Genomic DNA, 26,726 nt, shown 5'->3' with positions numbered 1-26,726 from the left:
CATTGCCTGATCGGCCATCATCGCCGACAAGCCGGCTCCCACAAGTTTTGTGCTTCACCACAAAATCCCGAGCCCTCAGAAGGCATCACCGGGCACACGTACCCAGCCTTCCATCAGCACCCGCGCACTGCGACTCATGATGGCCTTGACCACGCTCCATTCACCGTCGACCAGGGTCGCCTCGGCACCGACACGCAAGGCGCCCGACGGATGCCCGAAGCGCACCGAACTGCGCGCGCCACCGCCCGCCGCCAGGTTGACCAGGGTGCCGGGGATCGCCGCGGCCGTACCGATGGCCACGGCCGCCGTGCCCATCATGGCGTGATGCAGCTTGCCCATGGACAACGCCCGCACCAGCAGGTCGAGGTCGCCCGCCGCCACCGGCTTGCCACTCGACGCGGTATAGCTGGCCGGCGGGGCGACAAAGGCCACCTTCGGTGTGTGCTGACGCTTGGCCGCCTCGTCGATATGCTCGATCAACCCCATGCGTACCGCACCGTAGGCGCGGATCGTCTCGAACATCGCCAGGGCCTTGGGATCGCCATTGATATCGCCCTGCAACTCGCTGCCGGTGTAGCCGATATCCGCCGCATTGACGAAGATGGTCGGGATGCCGGCGTTGATCAGGGTCGCCTTGAAGGTGCCGACACCCGGCACTTCGAGGTCGTCCACCAGATTGCCGGTGGGAAACATCGAACCGCCCGCGCCCTCTTCCTCGGCCGCCGGGTCCATGAATTCGAGTTGCACCTCAGCGGCGGGAAAGGTCACGCCGTCGAGTTCGAAATCGCCGGTTTCCTGGACCTGCCCCTCGGTGATCGGTACATGGGCAATGATGGTCTTGCCGATATTCACCTGCCAGATCCGCACCACCGCCACGCCGTTGCGCGGAATACGCGCGGCATCCACCAGGCCGGCGCTGATGGCGAACGAACCGACCGCCGCAGACAGGTTGCCGCAGTTGCCGCTCCAGTCGATAAACGGTTTGTCGATCGATACCTGGCCGAACAGGTAGTCGACATCGTGGCCGGTCTTGATGCTCCTGGACAGGATCACCGTCTTGCTGGTGCTGGAGGTGGCTCCGCCCATGCCGTCGATCTGCTTTTCATACGGGTCGGGGCTGCCGATCACCCGCAACAGCAAAGCATCCCGTGCCGCACCGGGCAGTTGTGCCGCTTCCGGCAGGTCGTCGAGGTTGAAGAACACCCCTTTGCTGGTACCGCCACGCATATAGGTGGCGGGAATCCTGATTTGCGCTGCATGGGCCATGAAATCTCCTGTTGGGGTCTGGACATGACGCGATTTCGCGACGCCCCCCCTCTGTAGGAGCCGGCTTGCTGGCGATGGCGGCGCGGAATCCTGCATCGCCATCACTGACAGACCGACCCGTCATGAACAAGGCCGGGGCTTCGTTCGCCGCCCCGGCAACACCTTCAACCCGCAGTGGCCGATTGGAGGAAGTCCTGGGCAAAACGCTGCAGGACACCGCCGGCCTCGTAGATCGAGACTTCTTCGGCGGTATCCAGGCGGCAGGTCACCGGCACGTCGACCCGCTCGCCGTTGCGGCGCTGGATCACCAGGGTCAGGATCGCCCGCGGCGTCCGTTCGCCGATCACATCGAAGGTCTCGGTACCGTCGATACCGAGGGTCTTGCGATCGGTTCCCGGCATGAACTCCAGCGGCAACACGCCCATGCCCACCAGGTTGGTGCGATGGATCCGTTCGAAGCCTTCGGCGGTAATCGCCTCGACCCCGGCCAGCCGCACGCCCTTGGCCGCCCAGTCACGGGACGAACCCTGGCCATAGTCGGCGCCGGCAATGATGATCAGCGGCTGCTTGCGCTCCATGTAGGTTTCGATGGCTTCCCACATGCGCATGACCTGGCCTTCCGGCTCGACCCGCGCCAGGGAACCCTGCTTGACCTTGCCGTTTTCCACGACCATTTCGTTGAACAGCTTCGGGTTGGCGAACGTCGCCCGTTGCGCGGTGAGGTGATCGCCGCGGTGGGTCGCGTAGGAGTTGAAGTCCTCTTCCGGCAGGCCCATTTTCGCCAGGTACTCGCCGGCCGCGCTGTCGAGCATGATGGCGTTGGACGGCGACAGGTGATCGGTGGTGATGTTGTCCGGCAGCACCGCCAGCGGGCGCATGCCCTTGAGCGGTCGCGCACCGGCCAGGGCGCCCTCCCAGTACGGCGGACGACGGATATAGGTACTCATCGGCCGCCAGTCGTACAGCGGCGTGACCTTGGGTCCGGTGTCTTCGTGGATGGCGAACATCGGGATGTACACCTGGCGGAACTGCTCCGGCTTCACCGACGCCTTGACCACCGCGTCGATCTCCTCGTCGCTCGGCCAGATGTCCTTGAGGCGGATCTCCTTGCCCTCGGCGTCCAGGCCCAGCACATCCTTCTCGATGTCGAAGCGGATGGTGCCGGCAATCGCATAGGCCACCACCAGCGGCGGCGACGCGAGGAAGGCCTGCTTGGCGTACGGATGGATACGTCCGTCGAAGTTGCGGTTACCGGACAGCACGGCGGTGGCGTAAAGATCGCGGTCGATGATTTCCTGCTGGATCACCGGGTCCAGCGCACCGGACATGCCGTTGCAGGTGGTGCAGGCAAAAGCCACCACGCCAAAGCCCAGTCGCTCCAGTTCGCCGGTCAGCCCGGCTTCGTCCAGGTACAGCGCCACGGTCTTGGAGCCCGGCGCCAGCGATGACTTGACCCACGGCTTGCGGCTCAGGCCCAGCCTGTTGGCATTGCGCGCCAGCAGGCCGGCGGCGATCACGTTGCGCGGGTTGCTGGTGTTGGTGCAACTGGTGATGGCGGCGATGATCACCGCGCCATCGGGCATTTGCCCCGGTACGTCGCTCCACTGGCCGGCAATGCCCTTGGCCGCCAGATCGCTGGTGGCGACACGGGCATGAGGGTTGCTCGGGCCGGCCATGTTGCGCACCACCGAGGACAGGTCGAACCGCAGACCGCGCTCGTACTGCGCATCCTTGAGGCTGTCGGCCCACAGGCCGGTATGCCTGGCGTAGTTTTCGACCAGTTGCACCTGCGCGTCTTCACGGCCGGTGAGTTTCAGGTAGTCGATGGTCTGCCGGTCGATATAGAACATCGCCGCCGTGGCGCCGTACTCCGGGGCCATGTTGGAGATGGTCGCGCGGTCGCCCAGGGTCAGTGCCGAGGCACCTTCACCGAAGAACTCCAGCCAGGCCCCGACGACTTTCTGCTTGCGCAGGAACTCGGTCAGCGCCAGCACCATGTCGGTGGCGGTGATGCCCGGTTGCAGCTTGCCCGTCAGTTCGACGCCGACGCTTTCCGGCAGGCGCATCCACGACGCCCGACCGAGCATCACGCTCTCGGCTTCAAGGCCGCCGACGCCGATGGCGATCACCCCCAGCGCATCGACGTGGGGCGTATGGCTGTCGGTGCCGACACAGGTATCGGGAAAGGCCACGCCGTCACGCGCCTGGATCACCGGCGACATCTTCTCCAGGTTGATCTGGTGCATGATGCCGTTGCCCGGCGGGATCACATCGACGTTCTTGAACGCCTTCTTGGTCCAGTCGATGAAATGGAAGCGGTCTTCGTTGCGACGGTCTTCGATGGCGCGGTTCCTGGTAAAGGCGTCCGGATCGAAACCGCCGCACTCCACGGCCAGGGAGTGGTCGACGATCAGCTGCGTCGGCACCACCGGGTTGACCTGAGCCGGATCGCCACCCTGGGAGGCGATGGCGTCGCGCAGGCCGGCCAGATCGACCAGGGCGGTCTGGCCGAGAATGTCATGGCAGACCACGCGAGCCGGGAACCAGGGAAAGTCGAGGTCGCGCTTGCGCTCGATCAGTTGCTTCAGGGAATCGGTGAGCGTCGCCGGGTCGCAGCGCCGTACCAGGTTTTCGGCAAGCACCCGGGACGTGTACGGCAGGCTGTCGTAGGCCCCGGGCTGGATGGCATCGACCGCCGCGCGGGCGTCGAAGAAATCCAGCGGGCTGCCGGGCAGCGATTTACGGTATTGAGTGTTCATCGTCAGGACTCGATCACGGTAGTTACAAAGGGTGGGGCCTGGCACCAGACCTGAAGTGAACACAACCCACTGTGGGAGCGGGCTCGCCCGCGATAGCGCCAGGTCAGTCGACATCACTGTCGGGTGTGACTCGGTCATCGCGGGCAAACCCGCTCCCACAGGAATCCTGGTGAACTTCAGACCCCTGTGTCAGCCCTCGCCATTCAGCGTTGTTCGATTGGCACGAACTTGCGCTGCTCGACGCCGGTGTACTCGGCGCTCGGACGGATGATGCGGTTGTTGGCACGCTGCTCGAATACATGCGCCGCCCAGCCGGTCAGGCGCGAGCAGACGAAGATCGGGGTGAACAGCTTGGTCGGGATGCCCATGAAGTGATACGCCGAGGCATGGTAGAAGTCGGCGTTGGGGAACAGCTTCTTCTGTTCCCACATGGTCTTGTCGATGGCTTCGGAGACCGGGAACAGCACGGTGTCGCCGACCTCGTCAGCGAGTTTTTTCGACCAGGCCTTGATCACTTCATTGCGCGGATCGCTGTCTTTGTAGATCGCGTGACCGAAGCCCATGATCTTGTCCTTGCGCGCCAGCATGCCGAGGGTGCCTTCGACGGCTTCCTGCGGCGAGCTGAACCGCTCGATCATTTCCATCGCCGCCTCGTTCGCGCCGCCGTGCAGCGGTCCGCGCAGGGAACCGATGGCCGCGGTGACACAGGAGAACAGGTCGGACAGGGTCGAAGCACAGACCCGCGCGGTAAAGGTCGAGGCGTTGAATTCGTGCTCGGCGTAGAGGATCAGCGACACGTTCATCACCTTGACGTGCAGTTCGCTCGGCTTCCTGCCGTGCAACAAGTGCAGGAAATGGCCGCCAATCGATGGCTCGTCGCTGACGCAGTCGATGCGCTTGCCGTCGTGGCTGAAGCGATACCAGTAGCACATGATCGCCGGGAATGCGGCGAGCAGGCGGTCGGTCTTGTCGTGCTGTTCGGAGAAGTCCTTCTCCGGCTCGATGTTGCCCAGGAACGAGCAACCGGTGCGCATCACGTCCATCGGGTGGGCATCGGCGGGGATGCGCTCCAGTACTTCCTTGAGCGCTGGCGGCAGGTCGCGCAGCTTGCCCAGCCTGTTCTGGTAGTCGGCGAGTTGCGCCCGGGTCGGCAGCTCACCGTACAGCAGCAGGTACGCCACCTCTTCGAATTGCGCATCGGCGGCCAGTTCACGCACGTCATAACCGCGATAGGTCAGGCCGGCACCGGCCTGGCCCACGGTGGACAAGGCCGTCTGCCCGGCCACCTGGCCACGCAGACCGGCGCCGCTCAGTACTTTTGCTTCAGCCATTGCTCTCTCCAATTCTTGAATTTATTCGGGACCCGGCAAGTGGGGTGATCAGGCTTCAGCCCTTCTTCTGGGCAAACAACGCATCGAGCTTCTGCTCGAAGGTGTGGTAGTCGATACGATCGTACAACTCCATGCGCGTCTGCATGGTGTCGATCACATTGGCCTGGGTGCCGTCGCGGCGAATCGCGGTGTAGACGTTTTCCGCCGCCTTGTTCATGGCACGGAACGCCGACAGCGGGTACAGCACCAGCGACACATCGGCGCCCGCCAGTTGCTCGACGGTGTACAGCGGCGTCGCGCCGAACTCGGTGATATTGGCCAGGATCGGCGCCCTCACCCGGCTGGCGAACAGCTTGTACATTTCCAGCTCGGTGATGGCTTCCGGGAAGATCATGTCGGCGCCGGCCTCGATGCAGGCGGCGGCGCGATCCAGGGCCGATTCCAGCCCTTCCACGGCCAGCGCATCGGTGCGCGCCATGATCACGAAGCTGTCATCGGTGCGCGCATCGACGGCGGCCTTGATGCGGTCGACCATTTCCTGCTGGGAGACGATTTCCTTGTTCGGCCGATGACCGCAGCGCTTGGCGCCGACCTGGTCTTCGATATGGATCGCCGCCGCGCCGAACTTGCTCATCGACTTGACGGTACGGGCGACGTTGAACGCCGAGGAACCGAAGCCGGTGTCGACGTCCACCAGCAACGGCAGGTCGCAGACATCGGTGATGCGGCGGACATCGGTCAGCACGTCATCCAGCCCGGTGATGCCCAGGTCCGGCACGCCGAGGGAACCGGCGGCGACACCGCCACCCGACAGGTAGATCGCCTTGAAGCCGGCGCGCTTGGCCAGCAGTGCATGGTTGGCGTTGATCGCACCGACCACTTGCAACGGATGCTCGCTGGCGACCGCATCGCGGAAACGCTGACCGGGCGTGTTTTTCTGACTCATGACTCACCTCGTGGAGTGGCTGTCGGTTTCGCGCTGTCCTGGTAGTGACGCGCAATATTGCGTTTCGACGCGCCGATATGGCGGCGCATCAACAACTCGGCCAGTTCGCCGTCGCGATCGGCAATGGCATCGAGAATCCGGTGGTGTTCGGCAAAGGCCTGGCGTGGCCGGTTGGGCGTGGCGGAAAACTGGATGCGGTACATGCGCACCAACTGATACAGCTCGCCGCAGAGCATCTGGGTCAGGGTGCGGTTGCCGGCCCCCTGGATGATCCGGTAGTGGAAATCGAAGTCACCCTCCTGCTGGTAGTAACCGACCCCCGCCTGGAACGCCGCGTCGCGCTCGTGGGTGTGCAGCACCTGGCGCAGTTCCTCGATCTCTTCGCTGGTCATGCGCTCGGCCGCCAGGCGACAGGCCATGCCTTCGAGGGACTCGCGGATTTCATAGAGCTCGACCAGCTCGGCATGGCTCAGGGACACCACCCGCGCCCCGACATGGGGCACGCGCACCAGCAGGCGCTGGCCTTCCAGGCGATGGATGGCTTCGCGCAGCGGACCGCGGCTGATGCCATAGGTGCGCGCTAGCTCCGGCTCGGAAATCTTGCTGCCGGGGGCGATCTCGCCCTTGACGATAGCCGCCTGGATGCGCCGGAAGACGTTCTCGGAGAGTGTCTCCGAATCTTCCTGGACAGTCACGACCGGCTCCAGCTCATCCAGCATATTGTCGACACCTTTGAAATCAATGACGCCAAAACTAGCCAATACGGCCGTATCAGTCAAAGAATTAATTGGTATTGTCGACAATAGTCTAAGAGCGCCAGCAAACGCCCCCGGGTGGCAGAGACAGCCGACACCCAGCTTCCCCGGCGCTGGCGCCATAAAACCAGCATGCTAGAATGCCGCGCGCATCAAACGATGCCATGCCTGTCATCTTTATCTGACAGACGCACGAGGAAGCTTGCGCTGTATTGCCAGTCACCTTGAATCAAGATTGCCCGATACGCGCCAGGATTTATGAGACTCAAGCCCTTCCCCCTACTGCTTTTGTTCCTGCTCGGTCTGCCCGGCCTCGGCCTCGCCACCGAAAAGACCGTGTATGGCCTGAACGAGTATGCCAACCTGGTCGGGATCGACCTGGAAGTCGCGGCCAAGCTCGACACCGGGGCCAAGACCGCCTCTCTCAGTGCCCGTGACATCAAGCGTTTCAAGCGCGACGGCGAAAGCTGGGTACGCTTCTACCTGGCCATCGACGCGGCCCATTCGCACCCCATCGAACTGCCGCTGGCCCGTGTCAGCAAGATCAAGCGGCGCTCCGGCGACTACGACCCGGACGAGGACAAGGCCTATACCGCCCGCCCGGTGATTGCCCTGAATGTTTGCATGGGTACGGCTTTACGCAGTATTGAAGTGAACTTGACCGACCGAAGTGCATTCCAATACCCGCTTCTGATTGGCTCAGAGGCGCTCAAGCGCTTCGATGCGCTGGTCGACCCCAGCCTTAAATACGCTGCCGGCAAACCCGCCTGCACCGCCGACGCTCAAACCGCCGAGTAATTCGCATGCGTTCTCTTACCCTCCATCTGAAAATCCTCATCGCCGTCCTGGTGGCGCTGGGTATTTCGGTCACGGCCTATCAGATTTTCGTGCTGGGGATTCCGGTCACCGAGGATGCCACGGACGACCTGTGGAACATCGACGCCAAGGTGGAGTTCATCGCCGCGAGCAAGGACCCGGTGAAGATCCAGATGTTCGTGCCACCGCTGAGCCGCGACTACGTCAGCCTCAACGAGAGCTTCATTTCCAACAACTACGGCGTGAGCGTCAATCGCACCGACGGCAACCGCAAGGTCACCTGGTCGGCACGGCGGGTCAGCGGCAAGCAGACCCTGTATTACCGCCTGGTGCTGACCAAGCGCTACACCGGTGAAAAACCCAAGGTCAAGGGTCCGACCTTCCGCGACAGCATGGCCATCGAAGGCCCGGAAAAGATCGCCGCCGAAGCCCTGCTCGCGCCCATCCGCCAGCACTCGGCGGATGTCGAGACCTTCATCGGCGAAACCATCAAGCGGGTCAACAACCTCAACGACGACAACGTCAAGCTGCTGCTGGCGGGCGATCCGTCGACGCCGCACAAGGCACAGATCATCGAACTGCTGCTGTCCATCGCCCACGTCCCGCTGGAAAAGGTCCACACCATCCGCCTGGTGGCCGACCAGCCGCAGACTCCGGAACTGTGGTTGCGCAGCTTCAATGGCAACGACTGGCTGTACTTCAACCCGGACACCGGCGAACAGGGCCTTCCCAGCGACCGCCTGCTGTGGTGGACCGGCGATGACAACCTGATTACCGTCGAAGGCGGCAAGAAGGCCAGCGTCAATTTCAGCCTGAACAACAGCGAGATGAACGCCATCCGCCTGGCCAAGCTGACCGACGAGAACTCCGACGCCAACTTCCTCGAATACTCTCTCTACGGCCTGCCGCTGCAAACCCAGCAGACCTTCATGATCATGGTGATGATCCCGATCGGCGTACTGGTGATCCTGATCCTGCGCAACCTGATCGGCCTGCAGACCCTCGGCACCTTCACCCCGGTGCTGATCGCCCTGGCCTTCCGCGAAACCCAGCTGGGCTTCGGCATCGTCCTGTTCACCATCATCACTGCGCTGGGCCTGTCGCTGCGTTCCTACCTGGAGCACCTGAAGCTGCAGATGCTGCCGCGGCTGTCGGTGGTGCTGACCTTCGTCGTGGTGCTGATCGCCGCCATCAGCCTGTTCAGCCACAAGCTCGGCCTGGAGCGCGGCCTGTCGGTAGCACTGTTCCCGATGGTGATCCTGACCATGACCATCGAACGCCTGTCCATTACCTGGGAAGAGCGTGGCGGCGGCCATGCGATGAAAGTCGCGATCGGTACCCTGTTCGCCGCCTCCCTGGCGCACCTGATCATGAGCGTGCCGGAGCTGGTGTACTTCGTCTTCACCTTCCCGGCGATCCTGCTGATCCTGGTGGGCTTCATGCTGGCCATGGGTCGCTATCGTGGTTATCGCCTGACCGAACTGGTGCGCTTCAAGGCCTTCCTCAAGGACGACGCCTGATGTTCGGCCTGTGGAAAACCTGGAAGGCCCTGGAAGCCAAGGGCATCATGGGGATCAACCGGCGTAACGCCGACTATGTGCTCAAGTACAACAAGCGCAGCCTGTACCCGATCGTCGATGACAAGATCATCACCAAGGAACGGGCGATCAAGGCCGGTATCCATGTGCCGGAAATGTACGGCGTGATCTCCACGGAAAAGGATATCGACAAGCTCGGCGAGATCATCGGCGGACGCAGCGACTTCGTCATCAAGCCGGCCCAGGGCGCCGGCGGCGATGGCATCCTGGTGATCGCCGACCGTTTCGAAGGCCGCTACCGGACGATTTCCGGACGGATCATCAGCCATGAGGAAATCGAGCACCAGGTTTCCAGTATCCTTACCGGCCTCTACTCCCTGGGCGGCCACCGCGATCGAGCGCTGATCGAATACCGGGTGACCCCTGACCAGATCTTCAGGAGCATCAGCTACGAAGGCGTGCCGGACATCCGCATCATCGTGCTGATGGGCTACCCGGTGATGGCCATGCTGCGCCTGCCGACGCGCCAGTCCAACGGCAAGGCCAACCTGCACCAGGGCGCCATCGGCGTCGGCGTCGACCTGGCAACGGGCCTGACCCTGCGCGGCACCTGGCTGAACAACATCATCCGCAAGCACCCCGACACCACCAATGCGGTGGACGGCGTGCAACTGCCGAACTGGGACGGTTTCATGAAGCTGGCCGCCGGTTGCTACGAGCTGTGCGGCCTGGGGTACATCGGTGTGGACATGGTCCTGGACCAGGACAAGGGCCCGCTGATCCTCGAACTCAACGCCCGCCCCGGGCTGAATATCCAGATTGCCAACGACTGCGGCCTGACCACTCGCGCCCATGCCGTGGAAGCCCACCTGGAGCAACTGGCCGCCGCCGGGATCAGCGAAACCCCGGAAGAGCGGGTGCGCTTCGTCCAGGACATGTTCGGCCACGTGCCGCCCAAGGGTGCCTGAATCCATGACTTTGCGGGAGCGGGCTTGCCCGCCCCCCCCCACACCAGCAGCATTGCCACATCATGCCCTTCCACAAAGCCACATAAGCCCTTCCCCAAAAAATGTGCGGCCATCGATATGCCCATCACCGACACCCCTCTAGGAGCGACGCCTGCAGGGGACTACAATCGCCGTCCGCGCGCCAAAGGCTGATCCGCCCCGCATGTTGACCTGCTCCGTACACCCGCTGCCCTATTCCCCCGATCCCGCCCGTTATTTCGCGGCGATTCGCCACGCCCCCGGCGCGGTGCTGCTCGACAGCGGCCGGCCGGCCGCCGAGCGCGGGCGTTATGACCTGCTCAGTGCCTGGCCGCTGGAGCAACTGGCGGTCCTGCCGAACGAGCCGGGCCAGGCTTTCCTGCGACGCCTGCGGGACAACCTCGATCGCCTCGGCGAAGCGACCCTGCCCGAGCCTTATGAGCTGCCGTTCGTCGGCGGGCTGATCGGTTATCTCAGCTACGATTTCGGTCGTCATCTCGAAGCGCTGCCCAGCAAGGCCCGGGACGACCTGCAACTGCCCGATGCCCGCTTCGGCCTGTACGCCTGGGCGCTGATCAGCGATCACCAGCAGGGCAGCAGCCAACTGGTCTTCCACCCCAGCGTGGCAAAAGCCGAGCGTGACCGCCTGATCGTTCTGTTCAGCCAGGCGCCGGCGGACGGACACGACGGGTTCCGGCTGACCACGCCGATGGCCGCGGACCTCGACGCCGAGACCTATCGCCAGGCCTTCGAGCGTATCCAGCAGTACATCCAGGCGGGCGATTGCTATCAGGTGAACTTTGCCCAGCGCTTTCGCGCGACCTGCCAGGGCGACCCGTGGATCGCCTACCGGGCCTTGCGGGCCGCCTGCCCGACACCGTTCTCCGGATTTCAGAGCCTGCCCGACCATGGCGCGATACTGAGCCTGTCACCGGAGCGTTTTGTCCGGGTCAGCGCTGGCCAGGTGGAAACCCGGCCGATCAAGGGTACCCGGCCACGGGGCAAGGATGCCGCCGAGGATGCGGCCAATGCCGCCGAACTGCTGGCCAGTGCCAAGGACCGCGCGGAAAACCTGATGATCGTCGATCTGCTGCGCAACGACCTCGGTCGCACCTGCCGGATCGGCAGCGTGCGGGTGCCGGAGCTGTTCAGCCTGGAGAGCTATCCGAACGTGCACCACCTGGTCAGCAGCGTGACCGGCGAACTGGCCGCCGGCCACGATGCCCTGGACCTGATCGCCGGCAGCTTCCCCGGCGGCTCGATCACCGGCGCGCCGAAGATCCGCGCCATGCAGATCATCGACGAACTCGAACCGACACGGCGCGCGCTGTACTGCGGCTCGCTGCTGTACCTGGACGTACGCGGCGAGATGGACAGCTCGATCGCCATCCGCAGCCTGCTGGTCAAGGATGGCCAGGTCTGCTGCTGGGGCGGCGGCGGGATTGTCGCCGACTCCGACTGGCAGGCGGAGTACCAGGAATCGATCACCAAGGTGAAGGTGCTGCTCGACACCCTGCAGGGCCTCTGAGCTACTAAAGACTCAGGGCGCGGTTCGACGCCTTGAGGAACTCCTGCTTCAAGTCGGCAAAGCTGTGCACCGCCGGGAACTGCGGGAACTCGCGGATCACATTGGCCGGTGCATGGAACAGGATGCCCACGTCCGCCTCGCCGAGCATGCTGGTGTCGTTGTACGAATCACCGGCGGCGATCACCCGGTAGTACAGGCTCTTGAACGCCAGCACCGACTGGCGCTTGGGGTCTTTCTGGCGCAACTGGTAATTCACCACCCGCCCCGTGTCATCGGTGACCAGGCGGTGGCACAACAGGGTGGGGAAACCCAGCTGGCGCATCAACGGCTGCGAAAACTCATAGAAGGTGTCCGAGAGGATCACCACCTGGAACCGCTCGCGCAGCCAGTCGACGAACTCGACCGCGCCGTCCAGCGGCTCGAGGGTGCCGATCACTTCCTGGATATCCGCCAGCTTGAGGCCGTGCTCGTCGAGAATCCGCAGGCGCTGCTTCATCAGGACGTCGTAGTCGGGAATATCCCGGGTGGTGGCCCTGAGCGATTCAATACCGGTTTTTTCAGCGAAGGCGATCCAGATTTCCGGAACCAGGACACCTTCCAGGTCGAGACAGGCAATTTCCACAGCACACTCCTTGATTGGGCGAACAGCCGGTTGCGCCGGCGGATCGGCGCAACCGGCACTCTAGCGGCTCATTCCCGGCGCCGCAACGCAGCGCAGCCGGCCCGCGTCCGCAGGATTTTGTTACTATTGCCGTCTATATGAGCGCAAAGCGCCACTGACTGTAGGAACCGCCTGATGAGCCAACCGTTCGACGTCGCTGAACTTGCCGCGACATACGCCAACAAATCCGCCCAGGACATCCTCAAGCTGGCCTTTGCCCAGTTTGGCGACGACCTGTGGATATCTTTCAGCGGTGCCGAGGACGTGGTGCTGGTGGACATGGCCTGGAAGCTGAACAAGAACGTCAAGGTCTTCAGCCTCGACACCGGTCGCCTGCACCCGGAGACCTATCGTTTTATCGATCAGGTCCGCGAGTTCTACAAGATCGACATCGAGCTGGTGTCCCCCGACCACAGCCAGCTCGAACCCTTCGTCAAGGAAAAGGGCCTGTTCAGCTTCTACAAGGACGGTCATGGCGAGTGCTGCGGCATCCGCAAGATCGAACCGCTGCGGCGCAAGCTGTCCGGCGTGACGGCCTGGGCCACCGGCCAGCGTCGCGACCAGAGTCCGGGCACCCGCAGCCAGGTGGCGGTGCTGGAAATCGACAGCGCCTTCTCGACCCCGGAACGTACCCTGTACAAGTTCAACCCGCTGGCACAGATGAGCAGCGAGGAAATCTGGGGCTACATCCGCATGCTCGAACTGCCGTACAACAGCCTGCACGAACGCGGCTTCATCAGCATCGGTTGCGAGCCCTGCACCCGCCCGGTACTGCCCAACCAGCACGAGCGCGAAGGTCGCTGGTGGTGGGAAGAAGCCACCCAGAAGGAATGTGGCCTGCACGCCGGCAATCTGATCGCCAAGAACTGAAGCGCAGCTTCAGGATCGTATCCCGCCCCCATGAAAAAGCCCCGAACCAGTCGGGGCTTTTTCCTGTCCGGGTGACTCAGTGCACCGGCAACTCGACGCCGTCGAACAGCTCTTCGAGTTCCTGCTTGTTGTGGCACTGGATGGCCTTGGCCATGACTTCGCGGGTCAAGTGCGGCGCGAACTTCTCGATGAAGTCGCACATGAAGCCGCGCAGGAAGGTGCCGCGACGGAAGCCGATCTTGGTCACGCTGGACTCGAACAGCTCGCTGGCGTCGAGTACCACCAGGTCCTTGTCGAGCACCGTGTCGACCGCCATTTTCGCGACGATCCCGACACCCAGGCCCAGGCGCACGTAGGTCTTGATCACGTCGGCGTCGGCGGCGGTGAACACCACTTTCGGGGTCAGGCCACGATGGCTGAAAGCCTCGTCCAGCTTGGAACGCCCGGTGAAACCGAACACGTAGGTCACGATCGGGTATTCGGCCAGGGTTTCCAGGGTCAGCTTCGGCAGCTTGGTCAGCGGATGCCCCTGGGGCACCACCACGCAGCGGTTCCAGCGATAGCACGGCATCATCACCAGGTCGCCGAACAGTTCCAGTGCCTCGGTGGCAATCGCGAAATCCACGGTACCGTCAGCGGCCATCTCGGCGATCTGCATCGGCGAACCCTGGTGCATGTGCAACGCGACATCCGGGTACTGCTTGATGAAATTGCTGATCACCGGCGGCAAGGCATAACGCGCCTGGGTATGGGTGGTGGCGATCGACAGGGTGCCCTTCTTTTCGTTGGAGAATTCCTGGGCGATCTGCTTGATGCTCTCGACCTTGCGCAGGATCTCGCCGGCGGTGGTGATGATCCGCTCACCGGCCGGCGTGACACGGGTCAGGTGCTTGCCGCTGCGGGCGAAAACCTCGACGCCCAACTCGTCTTCGAGCAGGCGGATCTGCTTGCTGATACCCGGCTGTGAGGTGTAGAGGCTTTGGGCCGTCGCGGAGACGTTGAGGTCGTGGTGCGCCACTTCCCAGATGTAGCGCAGTTGTTGAAGCTTCATATGTATCCCTCAAAGCAGGTAGACGCCACAGGCAGCAGCGGCGATATATAACTATATGAATGGTTTGAAGAATAAATCTAGAACTTTTTTATCAATTCGTCGAATTTCCGGCTCAGCTATCGCTGTGCCGACGACGCTGCAACAGCGGCACGAGATAGACCGGCACCTGGGACAACTGCAGGACCCGCGCGGCGGTACGCCCCAAGTGTGCCTCCGCCCCGGTGCCATGACTGTGACTTCCGACAATCAACAAATCGACCGCCAGCTTTTGCGCCTGGGCAAGAATGACTTGTGAAGGATCCCCCTGGATCACCTGGACCGACTGGATCATCGCCAGGTCCTGCTGCCCTTCCCCCAACTCCTCGCGAAAGCTGTCCAATACCCGTTGCTCGATATTGGCCATCACGGTGTTAAGACCCTGGCTGTGCAATTCGTTCAATGCCTGCTCATCCAGGTAACTCTGCAACACCGACTCCGCGAACAAACCCATGGGTTCGACAGCATGCACTACATATAAGTCAGCCTTGAACGTTCGTGCCAGCCCGAGCGCATGCTGCATGACGTAAGGCGCATACAGGCCAAGGTCGGTGGCATACAGCATCGAACGAATCATGGGGGCCTCCTCGAGTGCCAGGATGGCGGAGATGGATTGAGCTTAGCAGCGCGTCGGGGAGTTCGGCGCCCTGCTGGTCGGGCTAATCCGGCAGCCGTTGCTCGTTGCTGATGCCATGGGGTACATGCCCGGTCGCGACCACTTCGCGGGCCTTCTCGCAATGCCCGGCCTGGTCGTCGAAAAACACATCGGCGGCGAAGGCTTCGAGGAACGCCGACTTTTCCAGGCCACCGAGAAACAGCGATTCGTCGAGGCGGATATCCCATTCGCGTAACGTGCGGATCACCCGTTCATGGGCCGGCGCGGAACGAGCCGTGACCAGGGCGGTACGGATCGGACAGGTCTCGTCGGGGAACTCGCGCTGCAACAGATTGAGCGCCGCCAGGAAGCCCTTGAACGGACCGCCGCGCAACGGCTCGCGCGCCGATTCGCGCTCGCTGGCCTGGAACGCCTCCAGGCCACCCAACTGGTAGATCCGCTCCGACTCATCGGAGAACAGCACCGCGTCACCGTCGAAGGCGATCCGCAGTTCGCCGCTGGCGGCACGCCGGGCGCCGCCGGAAAGGATGGTCGCCGCGGCGAAACCGGCGTCGAGGGCACTGCGCACATCCTCGGCGTGGGTCGACAGGAACAGGTGACAGCCAAAGGCCGCCAGGTACGGATAAGGGCTGCGGCCACCGACAAACGCCGCCCGGGAAATATCCAGGGCGTAATGCTGGATCGAGTTGAAGACCCGCAAGCCGGTGTCCGCGCTGTTGCGCGACACCAGCACCACCTCGACCCGGGCGCGACCGAGGCTGGCATTCAGGCTCAGGAGTTTCTTCACCAGGGGAAAGGCATCGCCCGGTTCGAGGATCTCTTCCTCATGCTCGATCTGGTATTTGCGATAGGCCTCGACCCCCTGCGCCAGATAGACCTTGTGGCTTTCACTCAGGTCGAACAGCGCCCGCGACGAAATCGCCAACACCAGCTTGTCACCCAGGCCCTTTGCCATGCTGTCTCTCCTGGCTGTTTCAGCCGTTGTGCGCGTCGATGAAATCCAGGGCCTGGTAGAGCGCGCGGATCCTGGGCAGCTCGCACCCGGCTTCCCGGGCGGCGGCCAGTGGCCGGGCATACACCGCCTCCAGTTCCAGCGGGCGCTTGTGCAGGAAATCGTGGTACATGCTCGGCCAGTAGTCCGGCATCTTTTCCGTGACCTTGAACAGGTGCTCGGCATAACCGCCGGGCAGGACATGACCGCAGGCCTCGGCGCCCTGCACCACTTCCGCCATCAGTGCCTGGATCAGCTCGCGGCTGCTGGCATCGCTCATCAAGGGCGTGGTACTGGCCCGCAGCAACACCGACAGGCCGTTGTAAGGCACGTTCCACACCAGCTTCTGCCAGCGCGCCTGCTGCAGGTTGGCCATGGCCTGGGACTCGATGCCGGCCTCGCGGAACAACCGCGCGCCCTCCTCGACCAGTGCCTGGCGAGCGCTTTCATCCTCGCGCAACGGACCGCTGTGATAACCGATGTTCACGGCGCCGAGGGCCTGGTGCACGACAGCGCCGGGGCCGCTGCGGTGTACACAGATGAAACACAGGCCGCCGAGCAGATGCAGCGAATCGGGCAACAACGGGCGCAACTCCTCCTCGACTTCCAGGCCGTTCTGCAACAGCAGGACCCTGGCGTCCGGTGCCGCGGCCTTGGCGATCATCGGGGCGAGACTGGCATTGCTGGTGGTCTTGGCCCCCACCAGCAACCAGTCGCAGGGCGGCATGTCGTCGGCCGAGGCGTAGGCCTGGACCGGATCCAGGTGCAGCGGGCCATGGACGGCGCTGTCGATATGCAGGCCGCCGTCGGCCACCGCCGAGAACTCGCTGCGCAACAGAAAGTGCACGTCGAAGCCGGCACGCGCCAGCATCACACCGTAGAACCCGCCGATGGCGCCGGTCCCGATAATGCCGACCCGCGGCCTGGTCACTGAAACTGTCATGGCGACTCCTTACTGGGAAAGCTGTCGTGATTCGAGAAAACTCAATGCCTGGAGCAGTGTCTGCGTCCGCGGCATTTCGCAGCCGGCCTGCCGCGCCGCGGCCAGCGGGCGCACGTAGATCGCCTCCAGCTCCATGGGCCGACGGCGCCGATAATCGTGGTACATGCTCGGATGATAATCCGGGACCCTGGCCGCCATGTACATCAACTGCTCGATGAATCCCGGCGGCAACGGATAGCCGCAAGCACTGGCGGCCTCGGCCACTTCCTCCATCAGGCCCTGCACCAGGGCCCGGCTGTCGGGGTCGGCCATCATCCGTTCGGTGCCGCTGTCGAGCAGGACCGACAGGCCGTTGGTGGCAATATTGAGCACCAGTTTCTGCCAGCGCGCCTGCTGCAGGTCGTCGATCACCCATGACTCCAGCCCGGCCCGGCGAAACAGCCCTGCCGCGGCTTCCACCACCGCTCGCCGTGCCGGCTCGTCCGCCGCCGGACCGCTGTGATAGGCAATGTTGACCCCGCCCATGGCCTGATGCACCACCACGCCGGGGGACTCGCGATGCACGCAGTTGAGGCACAGGCCGCCCAGCAGGTGCAACTCGTCGGGCAGTGCCAGGCGCAACCGTTCCTCGACCTCCAGGCCGTTCTGCATCAGCAGGATGCCCGCTCCGGGCGCGGCGATATCGGCCAGCGATGCCAGCAACCGCGGATCGTCCAGCGCCTTGGTGCAGATCAACAGCCAGTCGCAGCGCGGCAGGTCCTGCGCGGCGACATAGGCCTGGACCGGATTGAGGATCAACCGGCCATGGATCAGGCTGTCGAGGAACAGGCCATGGGCAGCCACCTGTTGAAATTCGCTGCGCAGCAGAAAGTGCACATCGAAACCGGCGCGGGCCAGCATCACCCCGTAGAAAGTACCGATGGCCCCCGTACCGATAATACCGATGCGCGGGGAAGCCCCGTGCTCTGTCATGGCAACTCCTCTGGAATGCCGGCCAATGCCCGTTCCAGGCCTTCGGCAAGCGCGTTCAAGGTCAACCGGCAACGCAAGGCGCCGTAGAACTCGCCATCCCTGACCACGAACAGCGCCGGCAGGTGAAACACTTCATAACGCTGGACCAGCCCGCCGTTGTCACCGGCATCGATCCAGCACAGGCGCTCCACCGCCAGTCCCAGGCCCGGCAATACTTCGCGGGCGAAACGGCAGGAAGCGCAGCCGACACTGGTGAAGATAACCAGGGAAACACCTGGCAGGGCCAATAAATTCCGGTCCGCGTCAAAATCGGACAACTCCAGTCCCTTCACTATACTGGGGGGAAGTTTTTGCGGTGACCCGCACAGGGAGTCGTTTGTCATGGTGCGTTTTCTACCTCATCCCGTAGACGTTCCAGTAAAACTGACCTTGCTCGAACATTCCTGCATTTCCCGCCATCGGTTGCGAACCCTCAGCCTCGGCGGCATCGCCTGCCCCTCTCCGCGGGCCTGGCGGCATGGCTCGGCCCTGGAAATGTGCATTCCGAGCCTGGGCGAAGCCGCATGTTACTCCGGCTACGTGGCCTGGTGCCTGAAACGCAAGCATGCGTTTCTGGTGGGCATCGCCTTTGTCGACGAACAGACCCTGTTCGGCGCCCGCATGAGCGAACAGATCTGCCAGATCGAACGCTACCGGCGGGTGCGCGAACAGCAGAATGCCCAGCCGCAGAATATCGAGGCGATTGCCCAGGAATGGGTGCAGCAGCATGCCAGCGATTTCTCCCACGCCAGCCTCGAACAGCCATTTATAAGGGCTTTACTGGATTAAACAGGCCGCTGCCCATTGCCCGGCCACGGTCTAACGCGCTAAGGTTCCGCTCCCCGACACGCTCAATCGCTGTGCTCCGCCGCGCGGGGCTGGCGGCCGGCACCTGTGACCTGACGAGTAACACGATGGCTGATTTACCGATCAACGACCTTAACGTCGCCTCCAACGAGACGCTGATCACGCCCGATCAGCTCAAGCGTGACATTCCCTTGAGCGAGGCTGCCCTGCGCACCGTGACCAAGGGCCGCGAGGTGATTCGCAATATTCTCGATGGCACGGACCATCGCCTGTTCGTCGTTATCGGGCCCTGCTCGATCCACGACATCAAGGCCGCCCACGAGTACGCCGAGCGCCTCAAGGTGCTGGCCGCCGAAGTCTCCGACAGCCTGTACCTGGTGATGCGTGTCTATTTCGAGAAGCCGCGGACCACGGTCGGCTGGAAAGGCCTGATCAACGACCCTTACCTGGATGACTCGTTCAAGATCCAGGACGGCCTGCACATCGGTCGCCAATTGCTCCTGGACCTGGCCGAGATGGGCCTGCCCACCGCCACCGAAGCCCTTGACCCGATCTCGCCGCAGTACCTGCAGGACCTGATCAGCTGGTCGGCCATCGGCGCGCGCACCACCGAATCCCAGACCCACCGTGAAATGGCCTCCGGCCTGTCCTCGGCAGTCGGTTTCAAGAACGGCACTGACGGCGGCCTGACCGTGGCGATCAACGCCCTGCAGTCGGTTTCCAGCCCGCACCGCTTCCTCGGCATCAACCAGGAAGGTGGCGTGTCGATCGTCACCACCAAGGGCAATGCCTACGGTCACGTGGTCCTGCGCGGTGGCAACGGCAAGCCGAACTACGACTCGGTGAGCGTCGCGGTCTGCGAACAGGCCCTGGCCAAGGCCAAGATCAAGGCCAACATCATGGTCGATTGCAGCCACGCCAACTCCAACAAGGACCCGGCCCTGCAGCCGCTGGTGATGGAGAACGTCGCCAACCAGATCCTCGAAGGCAACCAGTCGATTATCGGCCTGATGGTCGAAAGTCATCTGAACTGGGGCTGTCAGGCCATTCCGAAAGACCTCGCCGACCTGCAATACGGCGTGTCCATCACCGATGCCTGCATCGACTGGGAAAGCACCGAGAAAACCTTGCGCAGCATGCATGCCAAGCTCAAGGATGTGCTGCCCAAGCGGACACGCAGCTGATGGCGGATTGATCTGCCGCACACAAAAACGCCGGGCAATGCCCGGCGTTTTTGCAGGTGTTCGATTGACTCAGATCTTCGCGGCGTGCCGCTGATGACGTTCCATGTAGCGCTCTACATAGGAGCAGGAAGGAATCACCGTATACCCCATGCGATCGGCGTACTCGAGCGCCTGTTCGGTCAGGGCCGCCGCAATGCCTCGGCCACGCAACGCGTTGGGCACGAACGTGCGGTAGATATCCAGGGTCTGCTTACCCAGGTCCATATAGGTCAGGTAGGCACGATGACCGTCCACATTGGTCTCGAACTGATGACCAGCCTGGTCATGGTGGATGGACAACGCCTCGCTCATCACTACTCCTCGCGGGTCTTGGTATTCGACCCTACCTTACCGATCTTTTTCCGGCGAAGGAACCACTACGCCACCCCGTGCCGATTTGGACAACGAGAAAAGCCGACCGCTCCCTGAAAAACCGAGCACGTATCAAATAGTAGGCACCCTTGGCCCAAATGCTCAAGACACGCTCGTCACGTGCTCTATCACCGCTTCGATGATAGCGCGGCCGAACACACCCTTTGGGTGGAAAACCTGAACACGGGCTGAAGATTGCCGGAATGTTGTGCTGTTATGACGAGCGCCCTTGGTTAAAGTCACTTTTCATTTAGCAAAAGAGCCTCCCCCGCCGCGACGACGGTAGAGAGCAAGAGTCATCCGCTACTGTTAGAACGACTCTTAGATGCACACTGGCGACACGTCGCTGATGGCACACTAGTGCACTTGAAGATCGCACAATGCGCTCAGAACAGGGTCTACAGCTGCATATTTTTTATACAGGATCATGAAAAGTTAGCTGAAAAATATTCAGCATCAAGAATTTTTTTTGCTTCTTGCGTTACGTCAGTTTACTTACTACAAGTAATGGGTAGTATGTACGCCGGCTATTTCCTCACTCTGGGGTTATGGTCATTAATAGAAAGTCCTTGAAGGGGAACACGATGAACAACGTTCTGAAATTCTCGGCTCTGGCCCTGGCCGCTGTTCTGGCTACCGGTTGCAGCAGCGTATCCAAAGAAACCGAAGCTCGTCTGACTGCTACTGAAGACGCTGCTGCTCGTGCTCAGGCTCGTGCTGACGAAGCCTACCGCAAAGCTGATGAAGCTCTGGCTGCTGCTCAAAAAGCACAACAGACTGCTGACGAAGCTAACGAGCGCGCTCTGCGCATGCTGGAAAAAGCAAGCCGCAAGTAATAGTCCCTCGGGGCTGTTATCAAGCCGATCCATCTTTGGATCGGCTTTTTTATGCCCGTGTGTTTTCCATGGCGCATAAAAAACCCGCCCGGACAGCAGTGCCCGGGCGGGTCGATTGAAACCGTTACTGCTGCAGGTCGATAGGCGCGTTCGACACCAGCGGCGCCGCACCCGGCACGGCGATTTCGGTCGGCAGGCCATCTTCGGCGGCGACCACGTCACGCACCTCGTCCCAGTTCACCCGCAGGTTCTTCGCCAGGTCGTCACGCTTGAGCAGGGCGTTGATCACCGCGGTGTGCTTGTCGACCACCGACGGGTTGCCGTTGTCATCCAGCGGCGTGTGCGCCTCCAGGTAGACCTTGCCGCCACTGATGCCGAACTTGTAGGCCTCGTTGATGATCCGTACCGAAGTACCGACCGGCACCATGCCGGCCATTTCCAGCACGTTGTTGTTGAACATGCGGAAGCAGCCGTGGCTGGTCCGGGTACCGATACCGAACTTCATGTTCGAACCATGGATCAGGTAGCCCGGCGTACCGAGGGTGAACTTGAACGGCCCCAGCGGGTTGTCCGGACCGGCCGGCACCACGTTGGGCAGCGGATCGCCGTTGGCGGCGTGTTCGGCCTTGATCGAGGCCGGCGGCGTCCAGGTCGGGTTCGGCGTCTTGGCGGTAATGGTGGTGTGGGCGATCGGCGAGCCCCAGCCCTCGCGCCCGATCCCCAGCGGGAAGGTGTAGACCACGTTCCGGCCTTTCGGGAAGTAGTACAGGCGATACTCGGCCAGGTTGATCACGATGCCTTCGCGCGGCCCGGGCGGCAGGATGAAGCGGGTCGGCAGGACGATATCGGTGCCTGCCCCGGCAACCAGGCATCGACGCCCGGGTTGGCCGCGACCATCTCCGAATAGCCCAGGTCGTAGGTGGTGCCCAGGTCGGCAAAGGTATCTTCATACTTGGCCTTGATCACCTGGACCTGGCCGACGATGTCCTCGCCCGGTGGTGGCAGCGGCAATTCCAGCGCGCTAACGGGACCCGCCGCGCACAGGGCGGCAATGGACAGGCAACGGGTGACGGCAGGAAAGCGCGACAACATCCGGGAAATCCTTCGCATGATCAACGGAAAAATAAAACGCGATTGTACACCGACGCCGCCCCGCAGCGGGAGGTCGTCCCCGAGGACATTAGCAGCGCTTCAGCTGGCAGACAGGCAGGTTTTACAGTTCGAAACGCAATTCCGGCCAGATCGGCGGCGTACCACGCTTCTGCGATTCGAGAATCGCCCGGCACAGCGGGCACAGGCGCTGGTCGCGGAAGATCGACTTGTCCACCCCCGACCAGCGTGGCTGCGCGGGCAACAAGGTGCCGCAGAGCGTCCGATCGGCGGAGCCGCCCAGCTCAAGCTGACGCGTGACCAGGTGCACCCGCACTTCCTGGCAGGCGAACAGATCCAGCTGTTCGTCGGGTTCGATCAGTTGATAGGCAAATAGGGACCAGGCGGGACGCTGCATCGGGGGCTCCAGATCGGGGGCGCCACCTTAGCCGAAAAACCGTCGCTAAAAAAGCTCAAAGCAGCGGTTTCAGGGTCGGCCAGACGTTATCGAGCAACTTGCCCTGACCGGCGGGCGCCGGGTGGATGCCGTCGGCCTGCATCAGCTCCGGATGACCGCCCACACCGTCGAGGAAAAACGGCACCAGCGGGATGTTCTTCTCCTGGGCCAGGGTCGGATACACCTCGGCAAACGCCTTGACGTAGCGCGCGCCATAGTTGGGAGGCAGTTGCATGCCCAGCAGCAGGACCTTGGCACCACTGGCCCGGGACTGGTCGATCATCGATGCAAGATTTTGTTTCAATTGCGTTGGCAGTTGTCCGCGCAGGCCGTCGTTGCCCCCCAGTTCGAGAATCACCAGGTCCGGCTTGTGCTCTGCAAGCAGCGCCGGCAGCCGCGCCTGGCCTCCGGCACTGGTGTCGCCACTGATCGAGGCATTGACCACCTTGTCCTGGAAACCCTCGTCCCTGAGGCGCTTTTCCAGCAGCGACACCCAACCGACACGGGTATCCAGGCCGAAAGCCGCGCTGATACTATCGCCAACGATCAGGACTGTACCCGCCGCCGCGTTCTGGGCCATGCACATCAAGGCCAGGCCGGCACTCAAAAACCACACTCGCATCGGATTCTCCATGGGCGAAAGCATTCTCACCGCGCAGAACCTTAGCAAAGTGGTTCCCAGCGCGGAAGGTGAACTGACCATCCTGCACCCTTTGAGCCTGACATTGAACAAGGGCGACAGCCTCGCCATCGTCGGCGCCTCCGGTTCCGGCAAATCCACCCTGCTCGGCCTGCTGGCCGGCCTCGACCTGCCCAGCAGCGGCGAAGTGACCCTGGCCGGGCGTGCCCTGAGCAGCCTGGACGAGGACCAGCGTGCACGCGTGCGCGCCGAACACGTCGGTTTCGTGTTCCAGAGCTTCCAGTTGCTCGACAGCCTCAACGCCCTGGAAAACGTCATGCTGCCGCTGGAACTGGACGGCCGCAGCGACGCCCGCGAGCGCGCGCGCCACCTGCTGGAACGGGTCGGCCTGGGCCAACGCCTGACCCATTCGCCGCGCCAGTTGTCCGGGGGCGAGCAGCAACGGGTGGCCATCGCCCGGGCCTTTGCCGCCGAACCGGATGTACTGTTCGCCGACGAGCCGACCGGCAACCTCGACAGCCACACCGGCGAACGCATCAGCGACCTGCTGTTCGAATTGAACAAGGAGCGCGGCACCACCCTGGTGCTGGTGACCCATGACGAACGCCTGGCCCACCGTTGCCGGCGCCTGATCCGCCTTGAAGCCGGCCAGCTGGTCGGCCCCCTGGAGCCTTGATGGCACGCCTGCCGCTGTTGCGCCTGTTCAGCCTCGCCACCCGCCAGCTCCTGCGCGATGCCCGTGCCGGCGAGTTGCGGGTACTGTTCTTCGCCCTGCTGGTCGCCGTGGCGGCCAGCACCGCCATCGGCTATTTCGGCGCCCGCCTGAACGGCGCGATGATGCTGCGCGCCACCGAATTCCTCGCCGCCGACCTGGTGCTCGACGGCACTTCGACAGCCCGCCCGGAGCAGATCCAGAGCGGCCGCGACCTCGGCCTGGAGCATGCGCGGATCGTCGAATTCTCCAGCGTGATCGCCACCGACAACGGCATCCAGCTGTCGAGCATCAAGGCCGCCGACGACCGCTACCCCCTGCGCGGCGAACTGAAAAGCGCCGCCGAGCCGTTTGGCGCCGAAACCGCCGGCGGCGGCCCGCGGCCCGGCGAGGCCTGGGTCGAAGCCCGGCTGATGACCGCGCTGGACCTGAAGATCGGCGACAGCATCGATGTCGGCATGAAGACCGTGCGCCTGGCCCGGGTGCTCACCTATGAACCGGACCGGGCCGGAAACTTCTACAGCCTGACCCCACGCGTGCTGATCAACCTCGCGGACCTGGAAGCCACCGGCGTGGTGCAGCCCGGTAGCCGGGTCAACTACCGGGAGCTCTGGCGCGGCCCGGCCAGCGCCCTGCTCACCTACCGCGACCTGATCAAGCCGGGACTGGCGGCGAACCAGCGCCTGCTCGATGCCCGCGACGGCAACCAGCAGATCGGCGGGGCCCTGGGCAAGGCCGAGCGTTACCTGAACATGGCGAGCCTGGTGGCGGTGCTGTTGTCCGGGGTGGCCGTGGCCCTCAGCGCGACCCGCTTCGCCGCCCGCCGCTTCGATGCCAGCGCCCTGCTGCGCTGCCTCGGGCTGTCGCGCCGGGAAACCATGGCCCTGTTCAGCCTGCAACTGGCGATCCTCGGCCTGCTCGCCAGCATCAGCGGCGCCCTGCTCGGCTGGCTCGCGCAGTTGGGACTGTTCTATCTGCTGCACGACCTGTTGCCCGCCGATGTGCCGCCCGGCGGCCTGATCCCGGCCATCGCCGGGATCGGCACAGGCCTGGTGGCCCTGGCCGGTTTCGCCCTGCCGCCACTGGCCGCGCTGGGTCGGGTACCGCCGCTGCGGGTACTGCGCCGCGACCTGTTGCCGATCCCGGCCAGCACCTGGCTGGTCTACGGCACCGCACTGCTGGCCCTCGGCCTGATCATGTGGCGCCTGAGCCTCGACCTGGTGCTGACTTTCGCCCTCCTCGGCGGCGGCGTGATTGCCGCGCTGGTGCTCGGCGGCCTGCTGCTCCTTGGCCTGCAAAGCCTGCGCCGGCTGCTGGCCGGCGCGGCGCTGCCCTGGCGCCTGGGACTGGGCCAGTTGCTGCGCCATCCACTGGCCGCCGCCGGCCAATCCCTGGCCTTCGGCCTGATCCTGCTGTCCATGGCACTGATCGCGCTGCTGCGTGGCGAGTTGCTGGACACCTGGCAGAACCAGTTGCCCAAGGACGCACCGAACTATTTCGCCCTGAATATCCTGCCGGCGGACAAGGACGGCTTCCGTGACCACCTGATCAAGCTGTCGGCCCAGTCGGCGCCGATCTACCCGGTGGTGCCGGGCCGCCTGATCAGCATCAACGGCGAGCCGGTGCAGGAGATCGTCAGCAAGGATTCCAGCGGCGACCGCGCGATCCAGCGCGACCTGAGCCTGACCTGGGCCGCCGACCTGCCTCCGGGCAACCTCCTGACCGCCGGCAGCTGGTGGTCGGGCCAGCCGGACACCGATATCCCCGGTGTCTCGGTGGAAGCCAAGGTCGCTGACAGCCTGAAACTCAAGCTCGGCGATCACCTGGTCTTCACCGTCGGGGGGCCAACCGCGAGGCGCGGGTGACCAGCCTGCGCAGCATCAACTGGGACAACTTCCAGCCGAACTTCTTCATGATCTTCCAGCCCGGCACCTTGCAGGACCTGCCGGCCACCTACCTGACCAGCTTCTATCTGGCGCCAGGACATGACAAGGATATCGTCGAGCTGTCCCGGGCCTTCCCGGCGGTGACCATCCTGCAGGTCGAAGCCCTGCTCGAACAGCTGCGCAGCATCCTCGCGCAGGTCACCATCGCCGTCGAATACGTGTTGCTGTTCGTCCTCGCGGCGGGCATGGCGGTGCTGTTCTCCGGCCTGCAGGCGACCCTCGACGAACGCATTCGCCAGGGTGCGCTGTTGCGCGCGCTGGGGGCGGAGCGGCGCCTGCTGGTCAAGGCCCGGCGGATCGAGTTCGGCTTGCTCGGCGCGGCCAGCGGCCTGCTGGCGGCACTGGGCGCGGAACTGGTGAGCCTAGTGTTGTACCGGTTTGCCTTCGACCTGCCCTGGCACCCTCATCCGTGGCTGTTGCTGCTGCCGCTGATCGGTGCGTTGATGGTCGGTGGCGCGGGTGTCTTCGGCACCCGCCGGGCGCTGAATGCCAGCCCGCTGACAGTGCTGCGCGAGGGCTGATAGACTCGCGCCCCCGTTA

General features: G+C 63.5%; 24 protein-coding genes and 2 pseudogenes. 10 read left to right on the top strand and 16 right to left on the bottom strand.

Annotated features, from left to right (window positions below; genetic code table 11):
- Positions 1-75: 75 nt before the first annotated feature.
- The 5 genes from prpF to KI243_RS08270 form a co-directional block, all read right to left on the bottom strand.
- Positions 76-1,266, bottom strand: coding sequence for a 2-methylaconitate cis-trans isomerase PrpF (gene prpF / locus KI243_RS08290; RefSeq protein WP_212810678.1), 1,191 nt, complete (start codon positions 1,264-1,266; stop codon positions 76-78).
- A gap of 164 nt (positions 1,267-1,430) precedes the next feature.
- Positions 1,431-4,025: a Fe/S-dependent 2-methylisocitrate dehydratase AcnD gene (gene acnD / locus KI243_RS08285; RefSeq protein WP_212810677.1), complete on the bottom strand. Its 2,595-nt coding sequence runs from the start codon at positions 4,023-4,025 to the stop codon at positions 1,431-1,433.
- A gap of 203 nt (positions 4,026-4,228) precedes the next feature.
- Positions 4,229-5,356 (bottom strand): 2-methylcitrate synthase, encoded by a 1,128-nt coding sequence (gene prpC / locus KI243_RS08280; RefSeq protein ID WP_212810676.1) that lies wholly within the window; start codon positions 5,354-5,356, stop codon positions 4,229-4,231.
- Positions 5,357-5,411: 55 nt separating this feature from the next.
- Entirely contained in the window at positions 5,412-6,302 is an 891-nt protein-coding gene (gene prpB, locus KI243_RS08275) for a methylisocitrate lyase (protein ID WP_212810675.1), read from the bottom strand.
- Positions 6,299-7,021 (bottom strand): GntR family transcriptional regulator, encoded by a 723-nt coding sequence (locus KI243_RS08270; RefSeq protein ID WP_017128040.1) that lies wholly within the window; start codon positions 7,019-7,021, stop codon positions 6,299-6,301. Before KI243_RS08270 ends, prpB begins: the two co-directional genes overlap by 4 nt.
- A 294-nt stretch (positions 7,022-7,315) precedes the next feature.
- Here KI243_RS08270 and KI243_RS08265 point away from each other — a divergent pair, with 294 nt between their 5' ends.
- The 4 genes from KI243_RS08265 to pabB all read left to right on the top strand — a co-directional run bounded on the left by KI243_RS08265 (position 7,316) and on the right by pabB (position 11,925).
- On the top strand, positions 7,316-7,855 hold the full coding sequence (locus KI243_RS08265; RefSeq protein ID WP_177085218.1) for an ATP-dependent zinc protease: 540 nt from the start codon (positions 7,316-7,318) through the stop codon (positions 7,853-7,855).
- Positions 7,856-7,860: 5 nt separating this feature from the next.
- Positions 7,861-9,393 carry an inactive transglutaminase family protein gene (locus KI243_RS08260; RefSeq protein ID WP_017128038.1) on the top strand — a complete coding sequence of 511 codons (1,533 nt, stop codon included), beginning with the start codon at positions 7,861-7,863 and terminating at the stop codon, positions 9,391-9,393.
- Complete coding sequence (locus tag KI243_RS08255) at positions 9,393-10,379, top strand: alpha-L-glutamate ligase-like protein (RefSeq protein WP_017128037.1); 987 nt, start codon at positions 9,393-9,395, stop codon at positions 10,377-10,379. Before KI243_RS08260 ends, KI243_RS08255 begins: the two co-directional genes overlap by 1 nt.
- A 202-nt stretch (positions 10,380-10,581) precedes the next feature.
- Positions 10,582-11,925, top strand: a complete 1,344-nt coding sequence (gene pabB / locus KI243_RS08250) for an aminodeoxychorismate synthase component I (RefSeq protein WP_017128036.1) — start codon at positions 10,582-10,584, stop codon at positions 11,923-11,925.
- Between the two features lie 4 nt (positions 11,926-11,929).
- Here the strand turns inward: pabB and thrH are convergent, their stop codons facing one another.
- Complete coding sequence (thrH, locus tag KI243_RS08245; RefSeq protein WP_017128035.1) at positions 11,930-12,547, bottom strand: bifunctional phosphoserine phosphatase/homoserine phosphotransferase ThrH; 618 nt, start codon at positions 12,545-12,547, stop codon at positions 11,930-11,932.
- 174 nt (positions 12,548-12,721) lie between these two features.
- Between thrH and KI243_RS08240 the strand changes: the two genes are divergently transcribed.
- Positions 12,722-13,456, top strand: coding sequence for a phosphoadenylyl-sulfate reductase (locus KI243_RS08240; protein ID WP_212810674.1), 735 nt, complete (start codon positions 12,722-12,724; stop codon positions 13,454-13,456).
- Between the two features lie 76 nt (positions 13,457-13,532).
- On the opposite strand, the gene cysB is transcribed toward KI243_RS08240, so the two are convergent.
- From cysB to KI243_RS08210, 6 genes are all read right to left on the bottom strand, one after another.
- Complete coding sequence (cysB, locus tag KI243_RS08235) at positions 13,533-14,507, bottom strand: HTH-type transcriptional regulator CysB (RefSeq protein ID WP_017128033.1); 975 nt, start codon at positions 14,505-14,507, stop codon at positions 13,533-13,535.
- A 112-nt stretch (positions 14,508-14,619) separates the two neighbouring features.
- A complete protein-coding gene (locus KI243_RS08230; protein ID WP_017128032.1) occupies positions 14,620-15,120 on the bottom strand; it encodes a universal stress protein in 501 nt (166 codons plus the stop codon).
- An 82-nt stretch (positions 15,121-15,202) separates the two neighbouring features.
- Positions 15,203-16,114, bottom strand: coding sequence for a 5'-nucleotidase (locus tag KI243_RS08225; RefSeq protein ID WP_017128031.1), 912 nt, complete (start codon positions 16,112-16,114; stop codon positions 15,203-15,205).
- Positions 16,115-16,133: 19 nt separating this feature from the next.
- On the bottom strand, positions 16,134-17,093 hold the full coding sequence (locus KI243_RS08220) for a putative 2-dehydropantoate 2-reductase (protein ID WP_212810673.1): 960 nt from the start codon (positions 17,091-17,093) through the stop codon (positions 16,134-16,136).
- A gap of 9 nt (positions 17,094-17,102) precedes the next feature.
- A complete protein-coding gene (locus KI243_RS08215) occupies positions 17,103-18,065 on the bottom strand; it encodes a putative 2-dehydropantoate 2-reductase (RefSeq protein ID WP_212810672.1) in 963 nt (320 codons plus the stop codon).
- Positions 18,062-18,448 carry a thioredoxin family protein gene (locus KI243_RS08210; RefSeq protein WP_042936157.1) on the bottom strand — a complete coding sequence of 129 codons (387 nt, stop codon included), beginning with the start codon at positions 18,446-18,448 and terminating at the stop codon, positions 18,062-18,064. The genes KI243_RS08215 and KI243_RS08210 overlap by 4 nt, the downstream gene beginning before the upstream one ends.
- Between KI243_RS08210 and KI243_RS08205 the strand changes: the two genes are divergently transcribed.
- Both KI243_RS08205 and KI243_RS08200 read left to right on the top strand, forming a co-directional pair.
- Positions 18,447-18,893, top strand: coding sequence for a PilZ domain-containing protein (locus KI243_RS08205; RefSeq protein WP_042936155.1), 447 nt, complete (start codon positions 18,447-18,449; stop codon positions 18,891-18,893). The genes KI243_RS08210 and KI243_RS08205 overlap by 2 nt on opposite strands.
- A 125-nt stretch (positions 18,894-19,018) precedes the next feature.
- Entirely contained in the window at positions 19,019-20,095 is a 1,077-nt protein-coding gene (locus tag KI243_RS08200) for a 3-deoxy-7-phosphoheptulonate synthase (protein ID WP_017128026.1), read from the top strand.
- Positions 20,096-20,164: 69 nt separating this feature from the next.
- On the opposite strand, the gene KI243_RS08195 is transcribed toward KI243_RS08200, so the two are convergent.
- On the bottom strand, positions 20,165-20,446 hold the full coding sequence (locus tag KI243_RS08195; protein WP_017128025.1) for a GNAT family N-acetyltransferase: 282 nt from the start codon (positions 20,444-20,446) through the stop codon (positions 20,165-20,167).
- A gap of 644 nt (positions 20,447-21,090) precedes the next feature.
- Here KI243_RS08195 and oprI point away from each other — a divergent pair.
- The gene (oprI, locus tag KI243_RS08190; RefSeq protein WP_003448337.1) at positions 21,091-21,342 is read left to right on the top strand and encodes an outer membrane lipoprotei OprI; all 252 of its coding nucleotides are present in this window, start codon (positions 21,091-21,093) and stop codon (positions 21,340-21,342) included.
- A gap of 124 nt (positions 21,343-21,466) precedes the next feature.
- On the opposite strand, the pseudogene KI243_RS08185 reads toward oprI, so the two are convergent.
- The 3 genes and pseudogenes from KI243_RS08185 to KI243_RS08175 form a co-directional block, all read right to left on the bottom strand.
- Positions 21,467-22,434, bottom strand: a pseudogene (locus KI243_RS08185) (L,D-transpeptidase family protein).
- A 121-nt stretch (positions 22,435-22,555) separates the two neighbouring features.
- Complete coding sequence (locus tag KI243_RS08180) at positions 22,556-22,849, bottom strand: hypothetical protein (RefSeq protein ID WP_017128023.1); 294 nt, start codon at positions 22,847-22,849, stop codon at positions 22,556-22,558.
- Between the two features lie 55 nt (positions 22,850-22,904).
- A complete protein-coding gene (locus KI243_RS08175; protein ID WP_017128022.1) occupies positions 22,905-23,510 on the bottom strand; it encodes an arylesterase in 606 nt (201 codons plus the stop codon).
- 10 nt (positions 23,511-23,520) lie between these two features.
- Between KI243_RS08175 and KI243_RS08170 the strand changes: the two genes are divergently transcribed.
- Together KI243_RS08170 and KI243_RS08165 are read left to right on the top strand one after the other, a co-directional pair.
- Complete coding sequence (locus tag KI243_RS08170) at positions 23,521-24,204, top strand: ABC transporter ATP-binding protein (protein WP_017128021.1); 684 nt, start codon at positions 23,521-23,523, stop codon at positions 24,202-24,204.
- Positions 24,204-26,707, top strand: a pseudogene (locus KI243_RS08165) (ABC transporter permease). Before KI243_RS08170 ends, KI243_RS08165 begins: the two are co-directional and overlap by 1 nt.
- The last annotated feature ends 19 nt before the right edge of the window (positions 26,708-26,726 follow it).

The sequence above is a fragment of the Pseudomonas sp. Ost2 genome, assembly GCF_018326065.1.
GTDB lineage: Bacteria > Pseudomonadota > Gammaproteobacteria > Pseudomonadales > Pseudomonadaceae > Aquipseudomonas > Aquipseudomonas gingeri.
This window is presented reverse-complemented; position numbering and strand designations above follow the sequence as displayed.

Coding starts and splice junctions, on each gene's coding strand:
- prpF (WP_212810678.1), bottom strand. CDS start 1,266: ATGGCCCATGCAGCGCAAATCAGGATTCCCGCCACCTATATGCGTGGC.
- acnD (WP_212810677.1), bottom strand. CDS start 4,025: ATGAACACTCAATACCGTAAATCGCTGCCCGGCAGCCCGCTGGATTTC.
- prpC (WP_212810676.1), bottom strand. CDS start 5,356: ATGGCTGAAGCAAAAGTACTGAGCGGCGCCGGTCTGCGTGGCCAGGTG.
- prpB (WP_212810675.1), bottom strand. CDS start 6,302: ATGAGTCAGAAAAACACGCCCGGTCAGCGTTTCCGCGATGCGGTCGCC.
- KI243_RS08270 (WP_017128040.1), bottom strand. CDS start 7,021: ATGCTGGATGAGCTGGAGCCGGTCGTGACTGTCCAGGAAGATTCGGAG.
- KI243_RS08265 (WP_177085218.1), top strand. CDS start 7,316: ATGAGACTCAAGCCCTTCCCCCTACTGCTTTTGTTCCTGCTCGGTCTG.
- KI243_RS08260 (WP_017128038.1), top strand. CDS start 7,861: ATGCGTTCTCTTACCCTCCATCTGAAAATCCTCATCGCCGTCCTGGTG.
- KI243_RS08255 (WP_017128037.1), top strand. CDS start 9,393: ATGTTCGGCCTGTGGAAAACCTGGAAGGCCCTGGAAGCCAAGGGCATC.
- pabB (WP_017128036.1), top strand. CDS start 10,582: ATGTTGACCTGCTCCGTACACCCGCTGCCCTATTCCCCCGATCCCGCC.
- KI243_RS08240 (WP_212810674.1), top strand. CDS start 12,722: ATGAGCCAACCGTTCGACGTCGCTGAACTTGCCGCGACATACGCCAAC.
- cysB (WP_017128033.1), bottom strand. CDS start 14,507: ATGAAGCTTCAACAACTGCGCTACATCTGGGAAGTGGCGCACCACGAC.
- KI243_RS08230 (WP_017128032.1), bottom strand. CDS start 15,120: ATGATTCGTTCGATGCTGTATGCCACCGACCTTGGCCTGTATGCGCCT.
- KI243_RS08225 (WP_017128031.1), bottom strand. CDS start 16,114: ATGGCAAAGGGCCTGGGTGACAAGCTGGTGTTGGCGATTTCGTCGCGG.
- KI243_RS08220 (WP_212810673.1), bottom strand. CDS start 17,093: ATGACAGTTTCAGTGACCAGGCCGCGGGTCGGCATTATCGGGACCGGC.
- KI243_RS08215 (WP_212810672.1), bottom strand. CDS start 18,065: ATGACAGAGCACGGGGCTTCCCCGCGCATCGGTATTATCGGTACGGGG.
- KI243_RS08205 (WP_042936155.1), top strand. CDS start 18,447: ATGGTGCGTTTTCTACCTCATCCCGTAGACGTTCCAGTAAAACTGACC.
- KI243_RS08210 (WP_042936157.1), bottom strand. CDS start 18,448: ATGACAAACGACTCCCTGTGCGGGTCACCGCAAAAACTTCCCCCCAGT.
- KI243_RS08200 (WP_017128026.1), top strand. CDS start 19,019: ATGGCTGATTTACCGATCAACGACCTTAACGTCGCCTCCAACGAGACG.
- KI243_RS08195 (WP_017128025.1), bottom strand. CDS start 20,446: ATGAGCGAGGCGTTGTCCATCCACCATGACCAGGCTGGTCATCAGTTC.
- oprI (WP_003448337.1), top strand. CDS start 21,091: ATGAACAACGTTCTGAAATTCTCGGCTCTGGCCCTGGCCGCTGTTCTG.
- KI243_RS08180 (WP_017128023.1), bottom strand. CDS start 22,849: ATGCAGCGTCCCGCCTGGTCCCTATTTGCCTATCAACTGATCGAACCC.
- KI243_RS08175 (WP_017128022.1), bottom strand. CDS start 23,510: ATGCGAGTGTGGTTTTTGAGTGCCGGCCTGGCCTTGATGTGCATGGCC.
- KI243_RS08170 (WP_017128021.1), top strand. CDS start 23,521: ATGGGCGAAAGCATTCTCACCGCGCAGAACCTTAGCAAAGTGGTTCCC.